Annotated in this window: 10 protein-coding genes; 5 read left to right on the top strand and 5 right to left on the bottom strand. The window is 39.6% G+C overall.

Translation table 11 applies throughout. The annotated features are described in order from the left end of the window. The first annotated feature begins 137 nt into the window (after nt 1-137). Entirely contained in the window at nt 138-2,156 is a 2,019-nt protein-coding gene (locus ACJJVZ_RS00390; RefSeq protein WP_405597140.1) for a S9 family peptidase, read from the top strand. A 550-nt stretch (nt 2,157-2,706) separates the two neighbouring features. Here the strand turns inward: ACJJVZ_RS00390 and ACJJVZ_RS00385 are convergent. Continuing rightward, complete coding sequence (locus ACJJVZ_RS00385) at nt 2,707-4,308, bottom strand: isocitrate lyase (RefSeq protein ID WP_405597138.1); 1,602 nt, start codon at nt 4,306-4,308, stop codon at nt 2,707-2,709. A gap of 225 nt (nt 4,309-4,533) precedes the next feature. Between ACJJVZ_RS00385 and ACJJVZ_RS00380 the strand changes: the two genes are divergently transcribed. Then, nucleotides 4,534-6,723, top strand: coding sequence for a malate synthase G (locus tag ACJJVZ_RS00380; RefSeq protein WP_405597135.1), 2,190 nt, complete (start codon nt 4,534-4,536; stop codon nt 6,721-6,723). A 210-nt stretch (nt 6,724-6,933) separates the two neighbouring features. On the opposite strand, the gene ACJJVZ_RS00375 is transcribed toward ACJJVZ_RS00380, so the two are convergent. From ACJJVZ_RS00375 to ACJJVZ_RS00360, 4 genes are all read right to left on the bottom strand, one after another. Next, a complete protein-coding gene (locus ACJJVZ_RS00375) occupies nt 6,934-7,659 on the bottom strand; it encodes a YebC/PmpR family DNA-binding transcriptional regulator (protein ID WP_077535404.1) in 726 nt (241 codons plus the stop codon). Nucleotides 7,660-7,803: 144 nt separating this feature from the next. Next, on the bottom strand, nt 7,804-8,421 hold the full coding sequence (locus tag ACJJVZ_RS00370; protein WP_193156793.1) for an HAD family hydrolase: 618 nt from the start codon (nt 8,419-8,421) through the stop codon (nt 7,804-7,806). 272 nt (nt 8,422-8,693) lie between these two features. Further along, nucleotides 8,694-9,188 carry a DUF6702 family protein gene (locus ACJJVZ_RS00365; protein ID WP_405597131.1) on the bottom strand — a complete coding sequence of 165 codons (495 nt, stop codon included), beginning with the start codon at nt 9,186-9,188 and terminating at the stop codon, nt 8,694-8,696. After that, on the bottom strand, nt 9,188-11,635 hold the full coding sequence (locus ACJJVZ_RS00360; protein WP_405597128.1) for a M1 family metallopeptidase: 2,448 nt from the start codon (nt 11,633-11,635) through the stop codon (nt 9,188-9,190). Before ACJJVZ_RS00360 ends, ACJJVZ_RS00365 begins: the two co-directional genes overlap by 1 nt. Nucleotides 11,636-12,292: 657 nt before the next feature. Here ACJJVZ_RS00360 and ACJJVZ_RS00355 point away from each other — a divergent pair. The 3 genes from ACJJVZ_RS00355 to ACJJVZ_RS00345 all read left to right on the top strand — a co-directional run bounded on the left by ACJJVZ_RS00355 (nt 12,293) and on the right by ACJJVZ_RS00345 (nt 17,502). Beyond that, on the top strand, nt 12,293-12,529 hold the full coding sequence (locus ACJJVZ_RS00355) for a hypothetical protein (protein WP_405597126.1): 237 nt from the start codon (nt 12,293-12,295) through the stop codon (nt 12,527-12,529). Nucleotides 12,530-12,607: 78 nt separating this feature from the next. Further along, a complete protein-coding gene (locus tag ACJJVZ_RS00350) occupies nt 12,608-13,855 on the top strand; it encodes an exonuclease SbcCD subunit D C-terminal domain-containing protein (protein ID WP_405597124.1) in 1,248 nt (415 codons plus the stop codon). Next, nucleotides 13,852-17,502, top strand: coding sequence for an AAA family ATPase (locus ACJJVZ_RS00345; protein ID WP_405597122.1), 3,651 nt, complete (start codon nt 13,852-13,854; stop codon nt 17,500-17,502). Before ACJJVZ_RS00350 ends, ACJJVZ_RS00345 begins: the two co-directional genes overlap by 4 nt. Nucleotides 17,503-17,513: the final 11 nt, after the last annotated feature.

The raw sequence follows: 17,513 nt of genomic DNA, 5'->3' as shown, positions 1-17,513 counted from the left end.
TAAATTATAAGCTGTAAACCCCCTTTACAGCTTTAACTCACAGATAAAATTTAGAGTTTCATCGCACCCTTCTATTAATCCTTGTTTACCTAACATATAACTGTATTAACAAAAGTAAAATCACAACAGGGATAAAAATGAAAAAACTTTTAACACTTAGCCTCGTTTTAGGCTGTAGCAACTTAGCCTACGCTGAAACAAACACACTACAATTACAAGATGTATTCAATTTAGAGTACGCCAATCAAATAGACATAACCGAAGATGGTAAAACTGTTTACTTTGTACGTAATCGCATGGACATAAAAACAGATCGTAAAGTAGGTAATATTTGGTCCGTTGATTATAAAACAAAACAAATGCAGCCATTAACTTCTGGCATTCATATGGATTATTCGCCAGTACTGTCACCTGATGGTGAAAGGCTTGCGTTTATATCAACCCGCGATGGTAGCAGCCAAATATATATTAAATGGCTTAAAACAGGTGCTATGGCAAAAATTAGCAACTTAACCAACAGCCCACGTGCAATCACTTGGAGCCCTAATTCTAACCAATTAATATTTAGCATGTTTGTTCCAAGCGCTACTTCTGCGCCAGTAAGCTTACCAGGCAAACCAAAAGGAGCAACGTGGGCAGAGCCCGCCAAGTTTATTGATGATGTTTATTATCGTTCAGACGGTGGCGGTTATACACAAAAGGGTTTTAATCAGCTATTTACCATAGACGCTAACGGCGGTAACGCTAAACAACTCACCCATGATGAATTTAATAACGCCGGTGATGTAAGTTTTAGTAAAGACGGCAAGTCGCTTTATTTTTCTGCAAATAGACATGAAAACTACCAGCTAAAACCCACGAACAGTGAAATTTATCAACTTGATTTAGCCTCACAAAATATAACCGCAATTACCGACCGCAATGGCCCTGACGAACAGCCTAAAGTATCTCCTGATGGTCGTTACTTAGCGTACACAGGTTACGATGATAAACGCACTAACTACGAAAACACTCAGCTTTATATTCGCGATTTAAAAACAGCTAACACGACAAGTATAACGCCTGATTTTGATCGCAGCGTAGGTCAAGTAAAATGGAGTGCAAATTCAAAAGGTCTTTACTTTAGTTACGACGATAAGGGTCAAACGGCGCTTGCCTATCAACCACGCAACGGTAAACGTAAAATAATTACAGAGCAAATTGGCAGCGTTGCCTTTGGCCGCCCTTATTCTGGCGGCGACTTTGATGTGAGCGAAGACGGTGAAGTCGCCTTTACCCTTGCTGACACCCAGCGCCCTTCAGATATAGCAACAATTAAACGTGGTAATGCGCAGCGCTTAACAACTCTTAATAAAGATGCACTAGGCAATAAGCAACTTGCCAAGGTTGAAGAAATATGGATTAAATCGAGCCACGATGAACTCCCGATTCAGGGATGGATTGCCTACCCGCCAGAGTTTGATAGCAGCAAAAAATACCCACTAATACTAGAAATTCACGGCGGCCCAGTTGCTAATTACGGTCCACACTTTAGCACCGAGATTCAACTTTTTGCAGCAAAAGGAAATGTCGTTTTATATATGAACCCACGTGGTAGTAATTCATACGGAAAAGAATTTGCACAAACCATTCATCATAATTACCCAAGTAATGATTTTGATGACTTAATGACTGGCGTTGATGCAGTAATAGCGAAAGGCTTTATTGACGAGTCTAAATTGTTTGTAACCGGTGGCTCTGGCGGCGGTGTATTAACTGCATGGATTGTAGGTCATACCGATCGCTTTGCTGCAGCTGTAGTTGCTAAGCCTGTTATTAATTGGATCAGCTTTGTACTAACTGCCGATTTTTACCCGTTTTTTGCTGATTACTGGTTTCCAGGAAAACCATGGGATCACATTGAGCATTATATGAAGCGCTCACCGATTAGCTATGTTGGTAGTGTGAAAACTCCTACTATGTTGCTCACTGGTGAATCTGACTACCGGACACCAATTTCAGAAACTGAACAGTTTTATCAAGCACTAAAACTACAAGGCGTTGATACCGCAATGGTGCGAATTCCTAATGCATCACATGGTATTACAGCTCGCCCATCTAATTTAATGACTAAGGTTGCTTATATTCAATGGTGGTTTGATAAACACACTAAATAAACTCTGGATAATAAATTTATAGCTTAAATAAAAGTCACTTCAAACAAGTGGCTTTTGTATTTACTGCGGTAGTATTCAAACTGTAAACCCCCTTTACACTTCTATGACAATTAAATATCGGACTTAGTTAATAATTCAGTTAGTAAAATTTCGGTTTATAGCATTTTTTATTACTTGAGTTGGTAAAAAACCGGTTTGGGTCACTGTTTATAACCTCTCAGTTAGTAAAATTTTGTTTTATAGCAACGAGAAGTTAGTAAAAAATCGGTTTGTGAATTCGCTAAGTTTGCCGATTAAAGCAAAAATCAGTCACTTATCAACATTTTTAGGTCGCTGTAAAAGATATTTACAGCAAAATCACTTAAAAAATGCCGTTTTATGAGAGGTTAGTTAAACTCTGATCCGTACATTCACTTAGGTAGTTAAATAGTGATCCAACATGATTTGGCTAGTTAAAGTCTGATCTGTAATTATGCTTCAATGTTCTAACTTTATTTAAAACAATAAAAAAGGGCCTTAAGGCCCTTGAGTAACACTATCTAGTTAGGAATTAAAACTGGTTCATGGTGTTATCTTCACCACCGGCTTTTAGCGCGTTATCACCAGAGAAGTATTCTTTGTGCGTATCGCCCATATTAGAGCCCGCTAAATCTTGGTGCTTAACAGATGCTTGCTCACGACGGATTTCTTGACGCTGAACATCACGTACATAAGCCAACATCCCCATATCGCCAAAGTAACCTTCTGATAAAATATCAGTGCTTAGCGCCGCTGTATGGTAGGTAGGCAGAGTAATTAAGTGATGGAAAATACCGGCTTCACGTGCGCCATCACGCTGGAAGTTTTGCACTAATAAATCAGCTGCTTGTGCAAGTTCTGTTGCATCCATTTCTGGTGCCATAAGGGCTTTATTATCGCCAATGCTTGGATAAGCACTAAGATCGCGACCTTCATCAGCCCACTCTTGATAAACTTGCTCACGAAACTTAAGCGTCCAGTTAAACGAAGGTGAATTGTTGTATACCAGTTTTGCATTTGGCACCTGCTCTTTAACGCGATTTACCAACTCTGCAATTTGTTTAACATGCGGTTTTTCTGTTTCAATCCACAGTAAATCAGCGCCAGACTGCAAGCTAGTAATACAATCTAGTACAACACGGTCTTTTTCAGTGCCTTCGCGGAATTGGAATAAGCCGTTATCTAAACGAGTTGGTTTACATAACTGGCCATTAATTTTCATTGCCGTGTCGCCTTCATTTAAGTCATCAACACCGTTAATTGGCGTGGTTTCTAAAAATGCATTGTATTGGCTTGCTAAATCACCAGGTTTTTTCGATACAGGTACCTTTTGCGTAAGGCTGGCACCCAATGAATCGGTACGAGCCACAATAATACCGTTATCAATACCGAGTTCTAAAAAGGCGTATCGTACCGCATTAATTTTTGCTAAGAAATCCTCATGCGGTACAGTCACTTTACCCGCTTGGTGACCACATTGTTTGGCGTCAGATACTTGGTTTTCTATTTGAATGGCACATGCGCCAGCTTCAATCATTTTTTTAGCCAGTAAATAAGTGGCTTCTTCGTTACCAAAACCTGCATCAATGTCAGCAATAATAGGCACAACATGAGTTTCAAAGTTGTCTATTTTATCAATAACAGCTTGCACATCACCGCCGTTTGCTTTTGCGTCGTCTAAATCGTTAAATAAGTGGTCTAGTTCACGTGCATCGGCTTGTTTTAAAAATGTGTAAATTTCTTCAATTAGTGCAGGTACCGATGTTTTTTCGTGCATGCTTTGATCTGGTAGCGGGCCAAATGCAGAGCGAAGTGCGGCAACCATCCAGCCGCTTAAGTAGACATAACTGCGTTTTGTCGTTTTTTGGTGGCGCTTAATTGCCATCATCATTTGCTGTGCAGTAAAACCGTGCCAACACCCTAAAGATTGTGTGTACTGGCTTGTATCTGCATCGTATGCTGCCATATCTTCACGCATTACGTCTGCTGTGTATTGTGCAATTTCAATTCCTGTACGAAAACGGTTTTGCAAACGCATACGACTTGCATATTCAGGGTTAACTGCATGCCATGCACTGCCTTGAGATTGGCAAAGAGTAGAAAGTGTATCTGTTTCGCGTTGATATGTTGTCATAATAAAGTCCTTCGAACGGGTATGTAATATTTAGTGTTATGAGAGTGGCTACCAAGCTCATGCTCCGTAGCGCTTAAATCAACATTAGGCTCATTTTTTAGATTTAGTAAATTTATAGTTGTTATTACGGCTATAAATTTAATGAATGAGCAAAAAGCACTCAACGTAGCTTTTTTGAGTTATTGTTGTCTTAACGCACACTGCGACCGTTTAAGGAAGGCTATTATGACCCACACTCTCACACACTCAGGCCTCAGCGTAGATACTCAACTCGCTGATTTTGTAAAAAACCAACTATTACCTGGTACTCATCTAAATGAACAGCAATTTTGGCAGAACTTTGCAGATATAGTTCAAACACTTACCCCTATAAATAAGACGCTGCTTGAAAAGCGAGAGCTACTTCAACAGAAAATAAACGACTATCATTTAACGAATAAAACGTGGAATAGTGCTAAATACCATACCTTTTTGCAAGATATTGGCTACTTAGTAAAAGAGCCTGCAAACTTTGAAATAGAAACTCAAAATGTAGAACCCGAGATAGCGCTTACAGCAGGCCCGCAGTTGGTTGTGCCTGTTAGCAACGCACGTTTTGCACTTAATGCCGCTAACGCACGTTGGGGCTCGCTATACGACGCTTTATACGGCACAGATGTGCTAAGTGAAGACGATGGTGCAGAGAAAGGCAATACTTACAATCCTGTGCGTGGCTTTAAAGTAATGGCCTATGCCCGCCAATTTTTAGATAAAGCATTGCCACTTACCAATGGCTCGCATATAGAAAGCACTAACTATTCAGTCACCAATGGTGCGCTTTCAATCACTTTACGCGACAGCTCTCAAACTACGCTAGCCAATCCATCTCAGCTTATTGGCTATCAAGGTGAAGCGCAAAACCCAACCGTGGTTTTATTAAAAAACAATGACTTACATATAGAGCTTCACATAGATCATCATCATATTATTGGCCAAGCAGATAAAGCGGGCTTAAAAGATGTTGTGTTAGAAGCCGCCCTTACAACCATTATGGATTGTGAAGATTCAGTCGCCGCCGTAGATGCAGAGGATAAAGTACAAGTTTATAAAAACTGGCTTGGTTTGATGCAAGGTAATTTAGTTGAATCTTTCAAAAAAGGTGATAAAACCATAGAACGAACACTGCAAAATGATAGAACATACACCGCACTCGATGGTGGCATTGTTACGTTAAAAGGTCGCAGCATGATGTTTGTACGAAATGTTGGCCATCTTATGACAAACCCTGCGATTACTGATTTACACGGCCAACCCGTATTTGAAGGCATTATGGATGCCATGTTTACAGCAACTGCTGCTCTGCATGACATAAATAAAAAAACCGGCATTAAAAACACCAGTGCACAAAGTATTAATATAGTAAAACCAAAAATGCATGGCCCCGAAGAAGTCGCGTTCACAAACACTTTATTTAGCCATGTAGAAGAAGCCTTAAGCTTACCTAAAAACACGCTTAAAGTGGGGATTATGGATGAAGAGCGCCGCACATCTGTCAACTTAAAAGCCTGTATTCATGCAGCTAAAGAGCGTGTTGTATTTATAAATACTGGATTTTTAGACAGAACAGGTGACGAAATTCATACCTCAATGCAAGCAGGCGTTGTACTTCCAAAAGCACAGATTAAGCAGCAACCGTGGATACAAGCTTATGAGGATCGCAATGTCGATATTGGCCTTGCCTGTGGTTTAAGTCATAAAGCACAAATAGGTAAAGGCATGTGGCCAATGCCAGATAAAATGGCATTAATGATGGAGCAAAAATCAGCGCATCCTAAATCAGGCGCTAATACGGCATGGGTGCCCTCCCCTACTGCAGCTACTCTGCATGCAATGCATTATCATGATGTAAACGTTTTTACTGAGCAGCAAAGTATTGCTAAACGCGCTATTGCAAGCCTTAGCGACCTACTTACACCGCCATTGATGGTCGATGCGAGTACGCTTTCAAAAGAAGATATTCAAAGTGAGCTTGAAAACAATGCACAAGGTATTTTAGGTTACGTTGTGCGCTGGATTAACCAAGGTGTAGGCTGCTCAAAAGTGCCCGACATTAACCATATTGGATTAATGGAAGACAGAGCAACCCTGCGTATTTCAAGCCAACATATGGCCAATTGGTTACTTCATGGTGTATGTTCAGAGTCGCAAATAAAGTCAACCATGGCTAAGATGGCTAAAGTGGTTGATAGTCAAAATGAGCACGACAGCGCATACACACCAATGGCAACAAACGAAGAAGCCCTTACCAACAGCATCGCGTATCAGGCGGCAGTTGCCCTCGTTTTAGAAGGTGTAACACAACCAAGCGGATACACAGAGCCACTACTGCATAGCTACCGCATAAAATATAAAGCACTAAAAACGAACACGCTTTAACTGCGTAACCAAAGTTCAAATTAAGTACTAAACCAGCTTTTAAGCTGGTTTTTTATCGCCTGAAATTAAAATAACAGCACTTTTATGACATTTTAAAAAGATATATTCAAATAAACATAACGAGCATGAATATCTAACATTTATTCAAACGTAAAAAAGCGTGTTTTGTATACACAAAACACGCTTTTAAAAGCTTTTAGCTAATTAAATCTAATTTTTTACAATGGCATTATGATAAATATTTTGCACATCGTCACAATCTTCAAGCATATTTATAAATTTATCAAAATTAGCAATAACGTCTTCGTCTTCAATCTCAATATTAACTTGAGGAATAAACGTAATTTCGTCTACTTCAAAGTTAATACCTTCAAAGGCACCTTCAAGGGCTGTTTTAGCTTTAAAGTATTCTGTTGGCGGCGCAAATACCGATATTTTACCGTCCTCGGCTTCAACATCACTTACATCAACATCAGCCATCATTAACGCGTCGAGTACTACTTCGTCGTCATCCCCTGCAAAGCCAAGTACTGCATAATGATCAAACATATGCGCGACACAACCGGGTGTACCAATTTTTGAGTCAGTTTTTGTAAATGGTAAGCGTACATCTTTAATGGTACGATTTGGGTTGTCAGTCAAACAATCAACAATAACCATGCAATTGCCAGGTCCATAGCCTTCATATCTCGCAACAGAATAGTCTTCCCCTGCCCCACCGGCTGCTTTCTCAATTGCTTTTTCAATAACGTGCGCTGGAACTTGATCTTTTTTAGCTTTTTCGATTAGGCGGCGCAAGGTTTGATTTACTTCCGGATCGGGTTCGCCATTTTTTGCTGCTACATAAATCTCTTTACCATACTTTGAGTTTATTTTCGTTTTCGCATTAGCTGTTTTGATCATAGAACTTTGACGAACTACAAATGCTCTGCCCATTTTGTGCCCCTAATGAATACGTTACGTTTTGCGGTATTTTACCAATTCGAAACGTATTGGGCTAGCTCCACCATGGGCAAAAATCAATTAATAAAATTTGTATAACTAAAGACTAAACTTAAGAATAAAAAAACAATACGCTATTTAACATAACGCTACTTTTTTGGAATAACTTTCTACTAGCCCTACCAACTCATAAAAATTATGCAATATGTAATCGGCTTGATCGGCATAAGCAGGTGCTATATCTGGAGCATATAAACATGCACGCATATTAGCGTTGTGCGCGGCTTGTATGTCATACAAGTAATCGCCTACATAAAGTATATTTGCAGGGCTAATATCCCAAAGTGTTGCAATGGCATTCAATGCACTTGGATCGGGCTTTGCTGGTGCATCACTTCTGGTTAAAACCGTGCTGATTGGCAGTGGATTATTTTGTAATTTAATTGCAGCAGCCTTGTCAAAATTACGCGTTACTATGGCCATCGGAATTTTTTTTGCGTCTAATTGTGCAATAGCTTCACTGACGCCAGGCAATATAGTCGCGTGCTGGGCATCGAGTAACTCGTGCTGATGCACAATGTTCATGGCTTCCTCGCGCATATAAGCCGAAGGGAGTTGCGCTATAAAGTCGAGCAGGTCTTGCTCACAAGGGCAGCCTATTTGTGCTTTTATAAGTGAAAAATCTAACTCTGATGATACTAACGTACCGTCTAAATCAAAAATAACACCGTTAATAGCCTCTACCTGAGTCATCATATCATTCCTTGAATGTGGTAATAATTAGTTAAACGTACTTTAAACATAAATGATCTACTGCTTATACTCAATATTTTGGATAAATGATGCTAAGTAACCTGAACTCTGGATAATAAATCTGCTAATAGATTGCGTAAAATAAAGTAAATATACAATATAACTTCAGAAATTTTACGTAACTTTACATAGTACAGATCAATTATGAGGGTATCTAAAATAATAGAGGGAAGTACGCGCACATTAATTACAGTGCGCGTAAAAAGAAATATTAGCTAATTTTTCTCGAAGCGTGCTTCAAGCCAAGTATCATCTTGCGCAAAGTTTAAGGTTTTAATTTTCCCTTTGCCCTCAATATTAACCATATTTACTTGAGCAGGCCACAGATCACGCAGTGCACCATTACTCATTTTAATTCCTTCAATCCCTTTTGGAATAGGTGCTTCTTGATAAACCCAAAAAAACTTACCGTCAACTTGTGCCCCTACAAAGCTAAGTGGCAAAGGTTCACCACTTAACGTTTGTAGCGCAATGTGCGATTCAACATACTTAGCAAAACGTTGCTGATCTACTTTATTACTAATAATATCGATTTTGCCATTAAACAATGTGCCTACAGCATGTTCGGTATCGTGTAAGTAAAAGCGATGCATTAGCTCAACATTATGCGTTCGTTTATTAAAAAGCACGGTTGTAATTGACGATTTCAATTGATGCGCCATGCTTGGCGCAGCAACTAAAAGGCAAACAATAATAAGCAAAAAGCGCATTATTGTTGCTCCTCACCGTCATCCTTTTGGTCTTTTTTATCATCACTTTTAAGCTCAGTTTTAATATCTTGCATGATATCGCGACTTACTTTAGCTTTGCTTTTTTTCTTTTTAAACACTTCAATACGTGAAGGAATAATACGACGAGGGTAGTTATTATTTTCAACGTCTACGTCAGCTGTTTCCCAACCTGGGTCAACGGTCACTGAAACAAGTGGTTTGTTTTTATCGGTAACAATCAGCTTTTGAACGTTTTTGTAATTACGACGCCAAATTTCAGCCGGAATATAACGCTCTTCTTTAGTGCCATCTTCATATGTTAGCTCAAGTAGAATAGGCATTACCAAACCACCTAGGTTTGAAAACTCCATAACGTAGTAGTTTTTATCTTCTTCTAATGCACGTTCAAGCGTTTTACGCTCCCACGGCTCTAAGCCTTTTAAAAACTTATTGTACGCATTACGTTCTTTGTTAGTTACTGTAAAGCGGTCGTTCTCGTCGTAAAAATCGGTCACGTCAGAGTTTTGCTCAACCCACGTTTTTTTACCTTCTGCACGGTTACGCTCAACAAATAATGACGTTGGCTTATCAGCTTCAATATCGCGTAGACGACTGTAATCAATATCAGGATTTTTAGTATCTAAACGCAGCTGATACACTTTATCTAAAGAAATATCGACATGGTCTGTGGTGTAAAACCAGCCACGCCAAAACCAATCTAAATCAACACCTGAGGCTTCTTCCATTGTACGGAAAAAGTCAGCAGGAGTAGGGCGCTTGTATTTCCAACGCTGCGCATATTCTTTAAATGCAAAGTCAAATAAATCACGGCCTAAAATAACTTCACGTAGAATATTTAGCGCTGCTGCTGGTTTTGTATAAGCATTAGGACCTAAACGTAATACACTGTCTGACTGAGTCATAACAGGGACTTGGTTTTCAGACTTCATGTAGCTCACTATATCGCGAGGCTCTACGCCCCAAGGAATAGTAGGATCCCATTCACGACCAGCAACGCCATCTAAAAAGCTGTTTAAACCTTCATCCATCCACGTCCATTGGCGCTCATCTGAGTTCACAATCATTGGAAAGTAAATATGGCCAACTTCATGAATTACTACGCCAATTAAAAAGCGTTTTTCTGATTGAGAGTAAGTTCGTGTGCCATCATCTTGTAACTTAGTACGCGGACCATTAAACGTGATCATTGGGTATTCCATACCACCAACAGGACCGTTTACCGACTGTGCTGTTGGATACGGATAATCAAAAGAGTACTTAGAGTACACTTCCATAGTGTGCACTACAGATTCAGTTGAGTATTTTTCCCATAAATCGCCACCTTCTTTAGGAAAAAACGACATAGCCATTACTAATGGTTGAACATCACCACCTTGTTGATAGCCTTTTGCATCCCACATAAATTTACGAGACGACGCCCAAGCAAAGTCACGTACGTTTTGCGCTTTAAAGTGCCACGTTTTAGTTTTGTCAGTGCCTTCTTTTTCGTTTTCTAACGCTTCTTCTGCGTTAACAATAAACACAGGGCGTTTTGATGTTTCAGCTTCTTTTAAACGTTTACGCTGAGTACTTGTTAGTACTTTGCTCGCGTTATCAAGCTTACCTGTTGCCGATACAATATGATCCGCAGGAACAGTGATCTCAACGTCGTAATCACCAAACTCAAGTGTAAACTCACCAGATCCTAAAAATGGTTTGTTTGTCCATGCTTCGTAATCAGTGTAGGCCGCTAAACGAGGAAACCACTGCGCAATTAAGAATATGTCGTTGCCATCTTCTTCAAAGTGCTCATAACCAGAGCGCGCACCTACAGCATCTTCTTCTACAATATTGAAGGCAAAGTTCATGCTAAATTCGACTTCTTTACCCGGTTTTAATGGCTCATTTAAATCAATGCGCATTAAAGTATCAACTACAGTTACACGAAGTTCTTTACCGTCTTCATCTTTAACACCATTAATTGTATAACCAAGCTCGTTGTCGCTCATAAATTGCTGACGGCGTAAGTCACCTAAACTTAACTTCGCTGGCTTTTGGGCTGGCAAGCTTTTTAACGTACTTTTAAACGTTTTAGTTGTCTCGGCAATAGAATCGCTTTTGAAAATATTTTGATCTAGCTGTAACCATAAATATTTGAGTGTATGCGGAGAGTTATTTTTATATTCAATGCTTTGGCTACCAGTAATACGGCGCTTTTTTTCATCTAGCTTTACATCAATATCGTAATTAACGCGCTGTTGCCAGTATTTTTCCCCAGGTTCGCCTGCGGCACTACGATAAACATTGGGTGTTGGAAGGGCTTCATCTAATTGACGAAATTTATCAACGTAAGAACCTTTTGTTTGTTCAACTGAAGACGCTATAACAGCACTCGACATTGCCAATGGCAACACAAAAGCGCTTAGCGTAAGAACTGTTTTTTTCATTGTTAGTCCTAATAGATTTTAGTAATGGTACTTTGACAAAATAACAGCTTGGCTTCAATAAATTAGCGATAAAGTGCTGCTTTTATACGTTGATATTCACTATTTTTTCACATCATTTTTTTATCGTTATCAATATACCTAAAATACACAGAAAAAACTGTAAAGGGGGTTTACAAAACACATTCAGTGGAATCAAAAAAAGGAGAAATACCTCAACTTAAAAGTTCAGGCCTAATTCATTCCTATTCGTTACAGTGAGTATGTATTTTTAAATAGCGGAGATTGCTATGAAGTTTTATATTGTAAAAAAGAGCAGCAACTCGAAGCAATTCCTGCACAAAGGTTAATCCTTGAAAGTTACCAAGCTAACAACTACAAATTTGTAAATGTGGTATCTGCATGCAATAAACAAGATGCACTAAAAAGGTTCCCATCCATACAAAAAAGCAATAAGAAACGTGTTATTGTTGGCGTAAATATTGCTGTACTCTCAATAATATTGGCTATTTATACGATAAATTAAAAATAGTTAATATTTTTATTGATCTTTAATGCTGTTTGTATTTAAAATCGCCCACCCTTTTATTTGAGGCAAATAAATTCGTCACATTTATCCTCAAATAAATATAGATTAGTAGCAATAAATGCGGTGGACTCATGGATTTTTATATCCTAAAAAAACAACAAGAACTAATTGCAATTCCAGCAAATGAGAACAATTGCAAAGAGTATCTTGATTCTGGTTATTTCTACATTGATAAAGTAGCGGCTTGTAACGAAACTAATGCGTTAAAAGCATTGCAAACAAAACAAACCAGAACATTGAAAATTCCATTACTGGTCGCATTTTTAACATTACCGATTATTTTTACCGCTTGGTACAGTTTAACCTAAGTTAAAGGTTACCCTAGGCTTGCATCTTTAAATGCCTTGGGTATATTGGCGCTCTTATTGGTTTTTTAAGAGCGCAGCATGAAAGTCCTCCACACCTCAGATTGGCACCTTGGCCAACAATTTTATGAACACGACCGCCGTGTTGAACACCAAGCCTTTTTTACATGGTTATTAGCCACTCTTGTTGAACAACAAATAGACTTACTTTTAGTTGCTGGCGACATTTATCATACAGCAACACCCAGTGCTAATGCCGAGAACCAATTATACCAATTTATTAAAGACGCAAAAAAACAGTGCCCAGCATTACACATAATTATTATTGCCGGTAACCACGACTCTGCAAATCGTATTTTGGCAGCTCAGCCATTACTAGCACAATTTGATACACATGTAGTAGGGCGCTTTGATGTCGCAACACCCAATGAAGCAGTTATTACCATAAATACCAATGGTAAACATGCTGTAATCGTTGCTATGCCCTTTTTGCGCGCAAGCGATGTAAGTTCAATTAGCCAAACTCAAAACGGCCCTAGCTATGCACAAGGCGTTGCAAAAGCTTACGAACTTGCCCTAGAGCATGCTGCTCATATAAATGAGCAACACTCACCATTAATAGTTATGGGGCACTTACATGCAAAAGGCGGGGATATTTCTAGTGATTCTGAGCGTAATTTAGTAATTGGTGGTGAAGAGTCCATTTCAGCCAATATATTTGGTAAACAGGCCAACTACATCGCCCTTGGCCATTTACACAAAGCGCAACAAGTCGCTAAAAGTGATGTTATTCGTTACAGCGGCACACCAATACCTATGTCGTTTTCAGAGCGTAATTACACGCACCAAGTAAATATTATTGAGTTTATAACTGATGAAAAACAACATATTAGTACGACTGTAAACCCCCTTTACATTCCGCGCTCTGCCGATGTAATTATTTTACCAGAAGGGGAGTGTGTACCATTAAGCGAACTATGCGAGCAAATTAAAGTGCTCGACACGACACAAAATACAATAGCGCCTTATTTGCGGGTAAAGCTTAAATCAAGCGATACCGACACCACCTTCAGAGAACAAATAGAACAAGCACTTGAAGGCAAGCATATTAAATTTTGTGGTATTGAACGCGTACGTGAGCAATCCGCTAATAATGAAGATGACACCGTATTTGAAGATTTAAGCGAAGTTGAAATGCTCAATCCACTTAATTTATTAGAACAAGCATTTGCAAACGATAAAGACATGGCAGGGCAAAGTGTTCCCGATGAACTAAAAGCACTTTTAAGTGACGTGATCAACGAGCTTACGGAGCAAGAGCAACTATGAAAATAACCGCAGTTCGTATTCATAATTTAGCCTCCATTGTTGACGCTGAAATAGACTTTACTAAAGCCCCATTAAAAGATGCAGGCTTGTTTGCGATAACAGGCGATACCGGTGCAGGTAAAAGTACCTTTTTAGATACCATTTGTTTAGCGCTTTATACTAAAACAGCACGTTTACGTGGCGATAAAGGTAATTTAATTGAGTTTAACGGCGACAGCATAAAGCTCAATGACGCGCGTAATTTACTGCGCAGAGGTACCTGGGAAGGCTACGCCGAAGTTGACTTTTTAGGCCAAGATAAACAGCTTTATCGCGCGCGCTATACAATTTCACGCACTCATAAAAAGGTAACAGGCAAACTTAAAGTAGCAGAGCACACCTTAGTAACTTTGCCAGACGAAACCCTTATAGCTGACAAAAGTCACACAATAAAAGAAGTAGAGAGTAAAATAGGGCTTAACTTTGAGCAGTTCTCCCGTGCCGTACTTTTAGCACAACATGAGTTTGCTGCATTTTTAAAAGCCACTGGCGATGAGCGAGCGCAACTTTTAGAGTGCTTAACAGGCACCGATAAATTTAGCCATATTGGCGTGCGTATTTTTGAACGCCATAAAGAGCAAGTAGCAAAGCTTGAAGCGCTTAAAGCAGGCCTTCAAAGCTATACCTTGTTAACACCTGAAGAACTTGAGCTACAACAAACCAAGTTAACCGATTTAAAAGCGCAAACCGAACACACTAAAAAAGAGCTAACCAAAACCGAAAAAGCACTTAACTGGTATCAACAAGCTACAGTGCTTGAACAAAATCTACTACAAGCACAGCAAACCCAGCAACAAGCAAGCTCAGCGCTTGAAAGTATTACCTCACAAAGCGAGCAGGCAAAACAAGCTAAACAAGCGCTTGAAATAAAAGATAACCGCAGCCGCTTTACTCAATTAACTGATCAAAACACAACGTTAAATCAGCAAATTTCATCGCTTAAAAGTGTTGATCATTTAGCGGTCATTAACGAGCGTAATACAGCACTTGTTAAGCATACCGAGCTGCTTAATAACGCCAATGAGCAAAAACAAAATGCAGCGCCCGTTATAGTTAAAGCGAGAGAGCTCGACAGCAACATTGCTTTGCAAACCCAAACGGTAAAAGGCACTGAGTCACAAATAACTAAAGAGCAATCTCAGTTTGATGATCTCAAACAACAGCTTAAGCAAAGCAATAACGAGCTAGAAATTGCCAATCTCGACTCAACTAAAAGCCAGCAATGGCTTAATGAGCATGCACAGCTGCACGTTTTAGCAAAAGACTGGAGCTACTATCAGCAAAGCTTTAATACCTACTTAAATGCACAGCAGCAATTAACCGCAAACGCTGCGCAAAACCAAACTCTTAATAATGAGCTTGCAAATCAGAGTGATCGTTTAAATACGCAAAATAATAAAGTGCAGCAGTGCGAGGCGGTGCTCACCAGTGAGCAGTCTGCTTTGCAGGTATTAAATAATCAGCTTAATGAATTTAATGCAGAGCACTGCGACGCGCAGCTAAAAAATATTGATTACCTAAAAGAGCAGCGAGAGCGTTACGGGCAATTTAACGCAGAACTAAAACAAAGCACTCAACGCCAACAAGTGCTCAATCAGCAGTTAAATGAAAGCCAGCAAGCCCATGTTTTACTTAATCAGCATTTAATAACCAGCGAGCAAGCGCTTAAAGGCAACGAGTACGCACTTAACCAAGCGCGTTTAAGAGCCAGCGAAAACGTAGAGCATTTACGTACTGAACTTCGTCCTAATGAGCCTTGTTTAGTGTGCGGCGCAACTGAGCACCCGTATGCGGTAAATCAAAATCAGCAATTAAGTAACTTAATTGCTGATTTTGAAAATGCTTTTAATACTGCTAAAAAGCAATTTGAGCATGCACAAAGTGAGCTGCATAAGCATCAAACTCAACATGCAGTATTAACCGCAGAGCACGGACAACTTGATCAAGTAATACAAACGGCAAAAGCTAAACAGCTCGACATTAAAAATACCATGCAAGGCGCACGTAGTGAGCTTAACGACTTAACGCCTGATCAGCTTGAAGTGACTTATAAGCAATTAAACAATCAGAAAGCGCAGTACTTTGAGCAACAAAAACGCCAACGTACTCTTCAAACTAAAGTAAATGAGTTACAAGCAGCATTTAAAGCAGAGCAGCAGGCTCAGCAGCAACTGAGTAATAAACACCTTGAACTTACACACCAGCAAAACCAAATAACGAGTAAACATAGCGAGCTAAGTGCGCAAATTAACGAGCTGGGTACAACGCTCAATATTCAATTTGAAAACTGTGATTTTTGGCAACAACTACAGGCCAATACGCTTGAGCTTATCCAGTTGCACGAGCTGGTTACGCAGTATCAGCAAACTCAAATGCAACTTGAGCAAAGCCAAAAACATCAACACACAGCTAATGAGCAAATAAAGCAGCTCACCCCACTTATAAGTAAAAGCGAACTGTCGTTAAAAACGCTTAATGAAGAACTCGCAAAAGCTAAAGCGCTATTAAACGCTACGCAAAGTGAGCGCTTAGCTTTATTTAATAACCAGCCAATAAGCGCAGACGACTACCAAGCAAAAATTATAAGTGAGCAAGAGCAAAGCCAAACGCAAGTTCAAGCGAGTCAAAAAGCCTATGACGACGCTATAAAACAAAGAGATGAGCACGCTATAACGCTTAAAAATGTAGAGCAACGCTTACTTGAAAACAGCCAAGAGCTAGCAACGCTTGAAGAACGTTATAACGAGTGGTTTACTGACTTTAAAGCGCAATACAGCAATGCAACGCACGAACAGGTCAAAATTTTACTAACGCTTAGTAGTGATACTATTAAAGCGCATTTAACTCAACACGAGCAGTTAACTCAGGCGCTAACAGATGTGAATGCCGCATTAAAACAGCAGCAACTTACTCTTGATAAACACAACAATAGTGATAAGCCAACGCAAGACGCAGAGGCTTTAAATACGCAATTAAATAGCTTAAACGAGCAACAAACGCAGCTGCAAAATTCACTACTAACAACTAATACCGCTATTGAACAACATAACCAAAATGCGAAAGCGCTTGAAGGCAAACAAGCTGTGTTAGCTACGCTTAAATCGCAGGTTGAGCAGTGGCATTTGCTTAATAAAGTATTGGGTGATGCAACGGGTAAAACCATGCGTAACTTAGCGCAAACACAAACGTTAAAAATATTACTGCACTATGCCAACAGCCATTTAAAAACACTCAACAAACGCTACGAGCTTACTGCTATTGCGCAATCGCTAGACATTGCTATTATCGACCGCGACATGGCCGACGAGCAACGCTCTGTTAATACACTCTCAGGCGGTGAATCGTTTTTAGTATCGCTAGCGCTTGCACTTGGTTTAGCATCGCTTTCGTCAAACAAAGTACAAATCAATTCTTTGTTTATTGACGAAGGGTTTGGTACGTTAGACAGCGAAACCCTAAGCATTGCAATGGACGCTTTGGATTCTTTGCAAGCACAGGGTAGAAAAGTAGGCGTTATTTCGCACGTTAGCGAAATGAGTGAACGCGTAGCCACGCAAGTATATGTAAGTAAAAAACCAGGTGGATACTCCACCGTTGAAGTTTTATAACAAATTAGTAG

The organism is Pseudoalteromonas sp. Ld19, assembly GCF_045064135.1.
In the GTDB taxonomy this organism is placed as follows: Bacteria; Pseudomonadota; Gammaproteobacteria; order Enterobacterales; family Alteromonadaceae; genus Pseudoalteromonas; species Pseudoalteromonas aliena.
This window is presented reverse-complemented; position numbering and strand designations above follow the sequence as displayed.

What these genes read in the sequence shown, in the direction of transcription:
- ACJJVZ_RS00390 (WP_405597140.1), top strand. Translation starts at nt 138, where the DNA reads ATGAAAAAACTTTTAACACTTAGCCTCGTTTTAGGCTGTAGCAACTTA.
- ACJJVZ_RS00385 (WP_405597138.1), bottom strand. Translation starts at nt 4,308, where the DNA reads ATGACAACATATCAACGCGAAACAGATACACTTTCTACTCTTTGCCAA.
- ACJJVZ_RS00380 (WP_405597135.1), top strand. Translation starts at nt 4,534, where the DNA reads ATGACCCACACTCTCACACACTCAGGCCTCAGCGTAGATACTCAACTC.
- ACJJVZ_RS00375 (WP_077535404.1), bottom strand. Translation starts at nt 7,659, where the DNA reads ATGGGCAGAGCATTTGTAGTTCGTCAAAGTTCTATGATCAAAACAGCT.
- ACJJVZ_RS00370 (WP_193156793.1), bottom strand. Translation starts at nt 8,421, where the DNA reads ATGATGACTCAGGTAGAGGCTATTAACGGTGTTATTTTTGATTTAGAC.
- ACJJVZ_RS00365 (WP_405597131.1), bottom strand. Translation starts at nt 9,188, where the DNA reads ATGCGCTTTTTGCTTATTATTGTTTGCCTTTTAGTTGCTGCGCCAAGC.
- ACJJVZ_RS00360 (WP_405597128.1), bottom strand. Translation starts at nt 11,635, where the DNA reads ATGAAAAAAACAGTTCTTACGCTAAGCGCTTTTGTGTTGCCATTGGCA.
- ACJJVZ_RS00355 (WP_405597126.1), top strand. Translation starts at nt 12,293, where the DNA reads ATGGATTTTTATATCCTAAAAAAACAACAAGAACTAATTGCAATTCCA.
- ACJJVZ_RS00350 (WP_405597124.1), top strand. Translation starts at nt 12,608, where the DNA reads ATGAAAGTCCTCCACACCTCAGATTGGCACCTTGGCCAACAATTTTAT.
- ACJJVZ_RS00345 (WP_405597122.1), top strand. Translation starts at nt 13,852, where the DNA reads ATGAAAATAACCGCAGTTCGTATTCATAATTTAGCCTCCATTGTTGAC.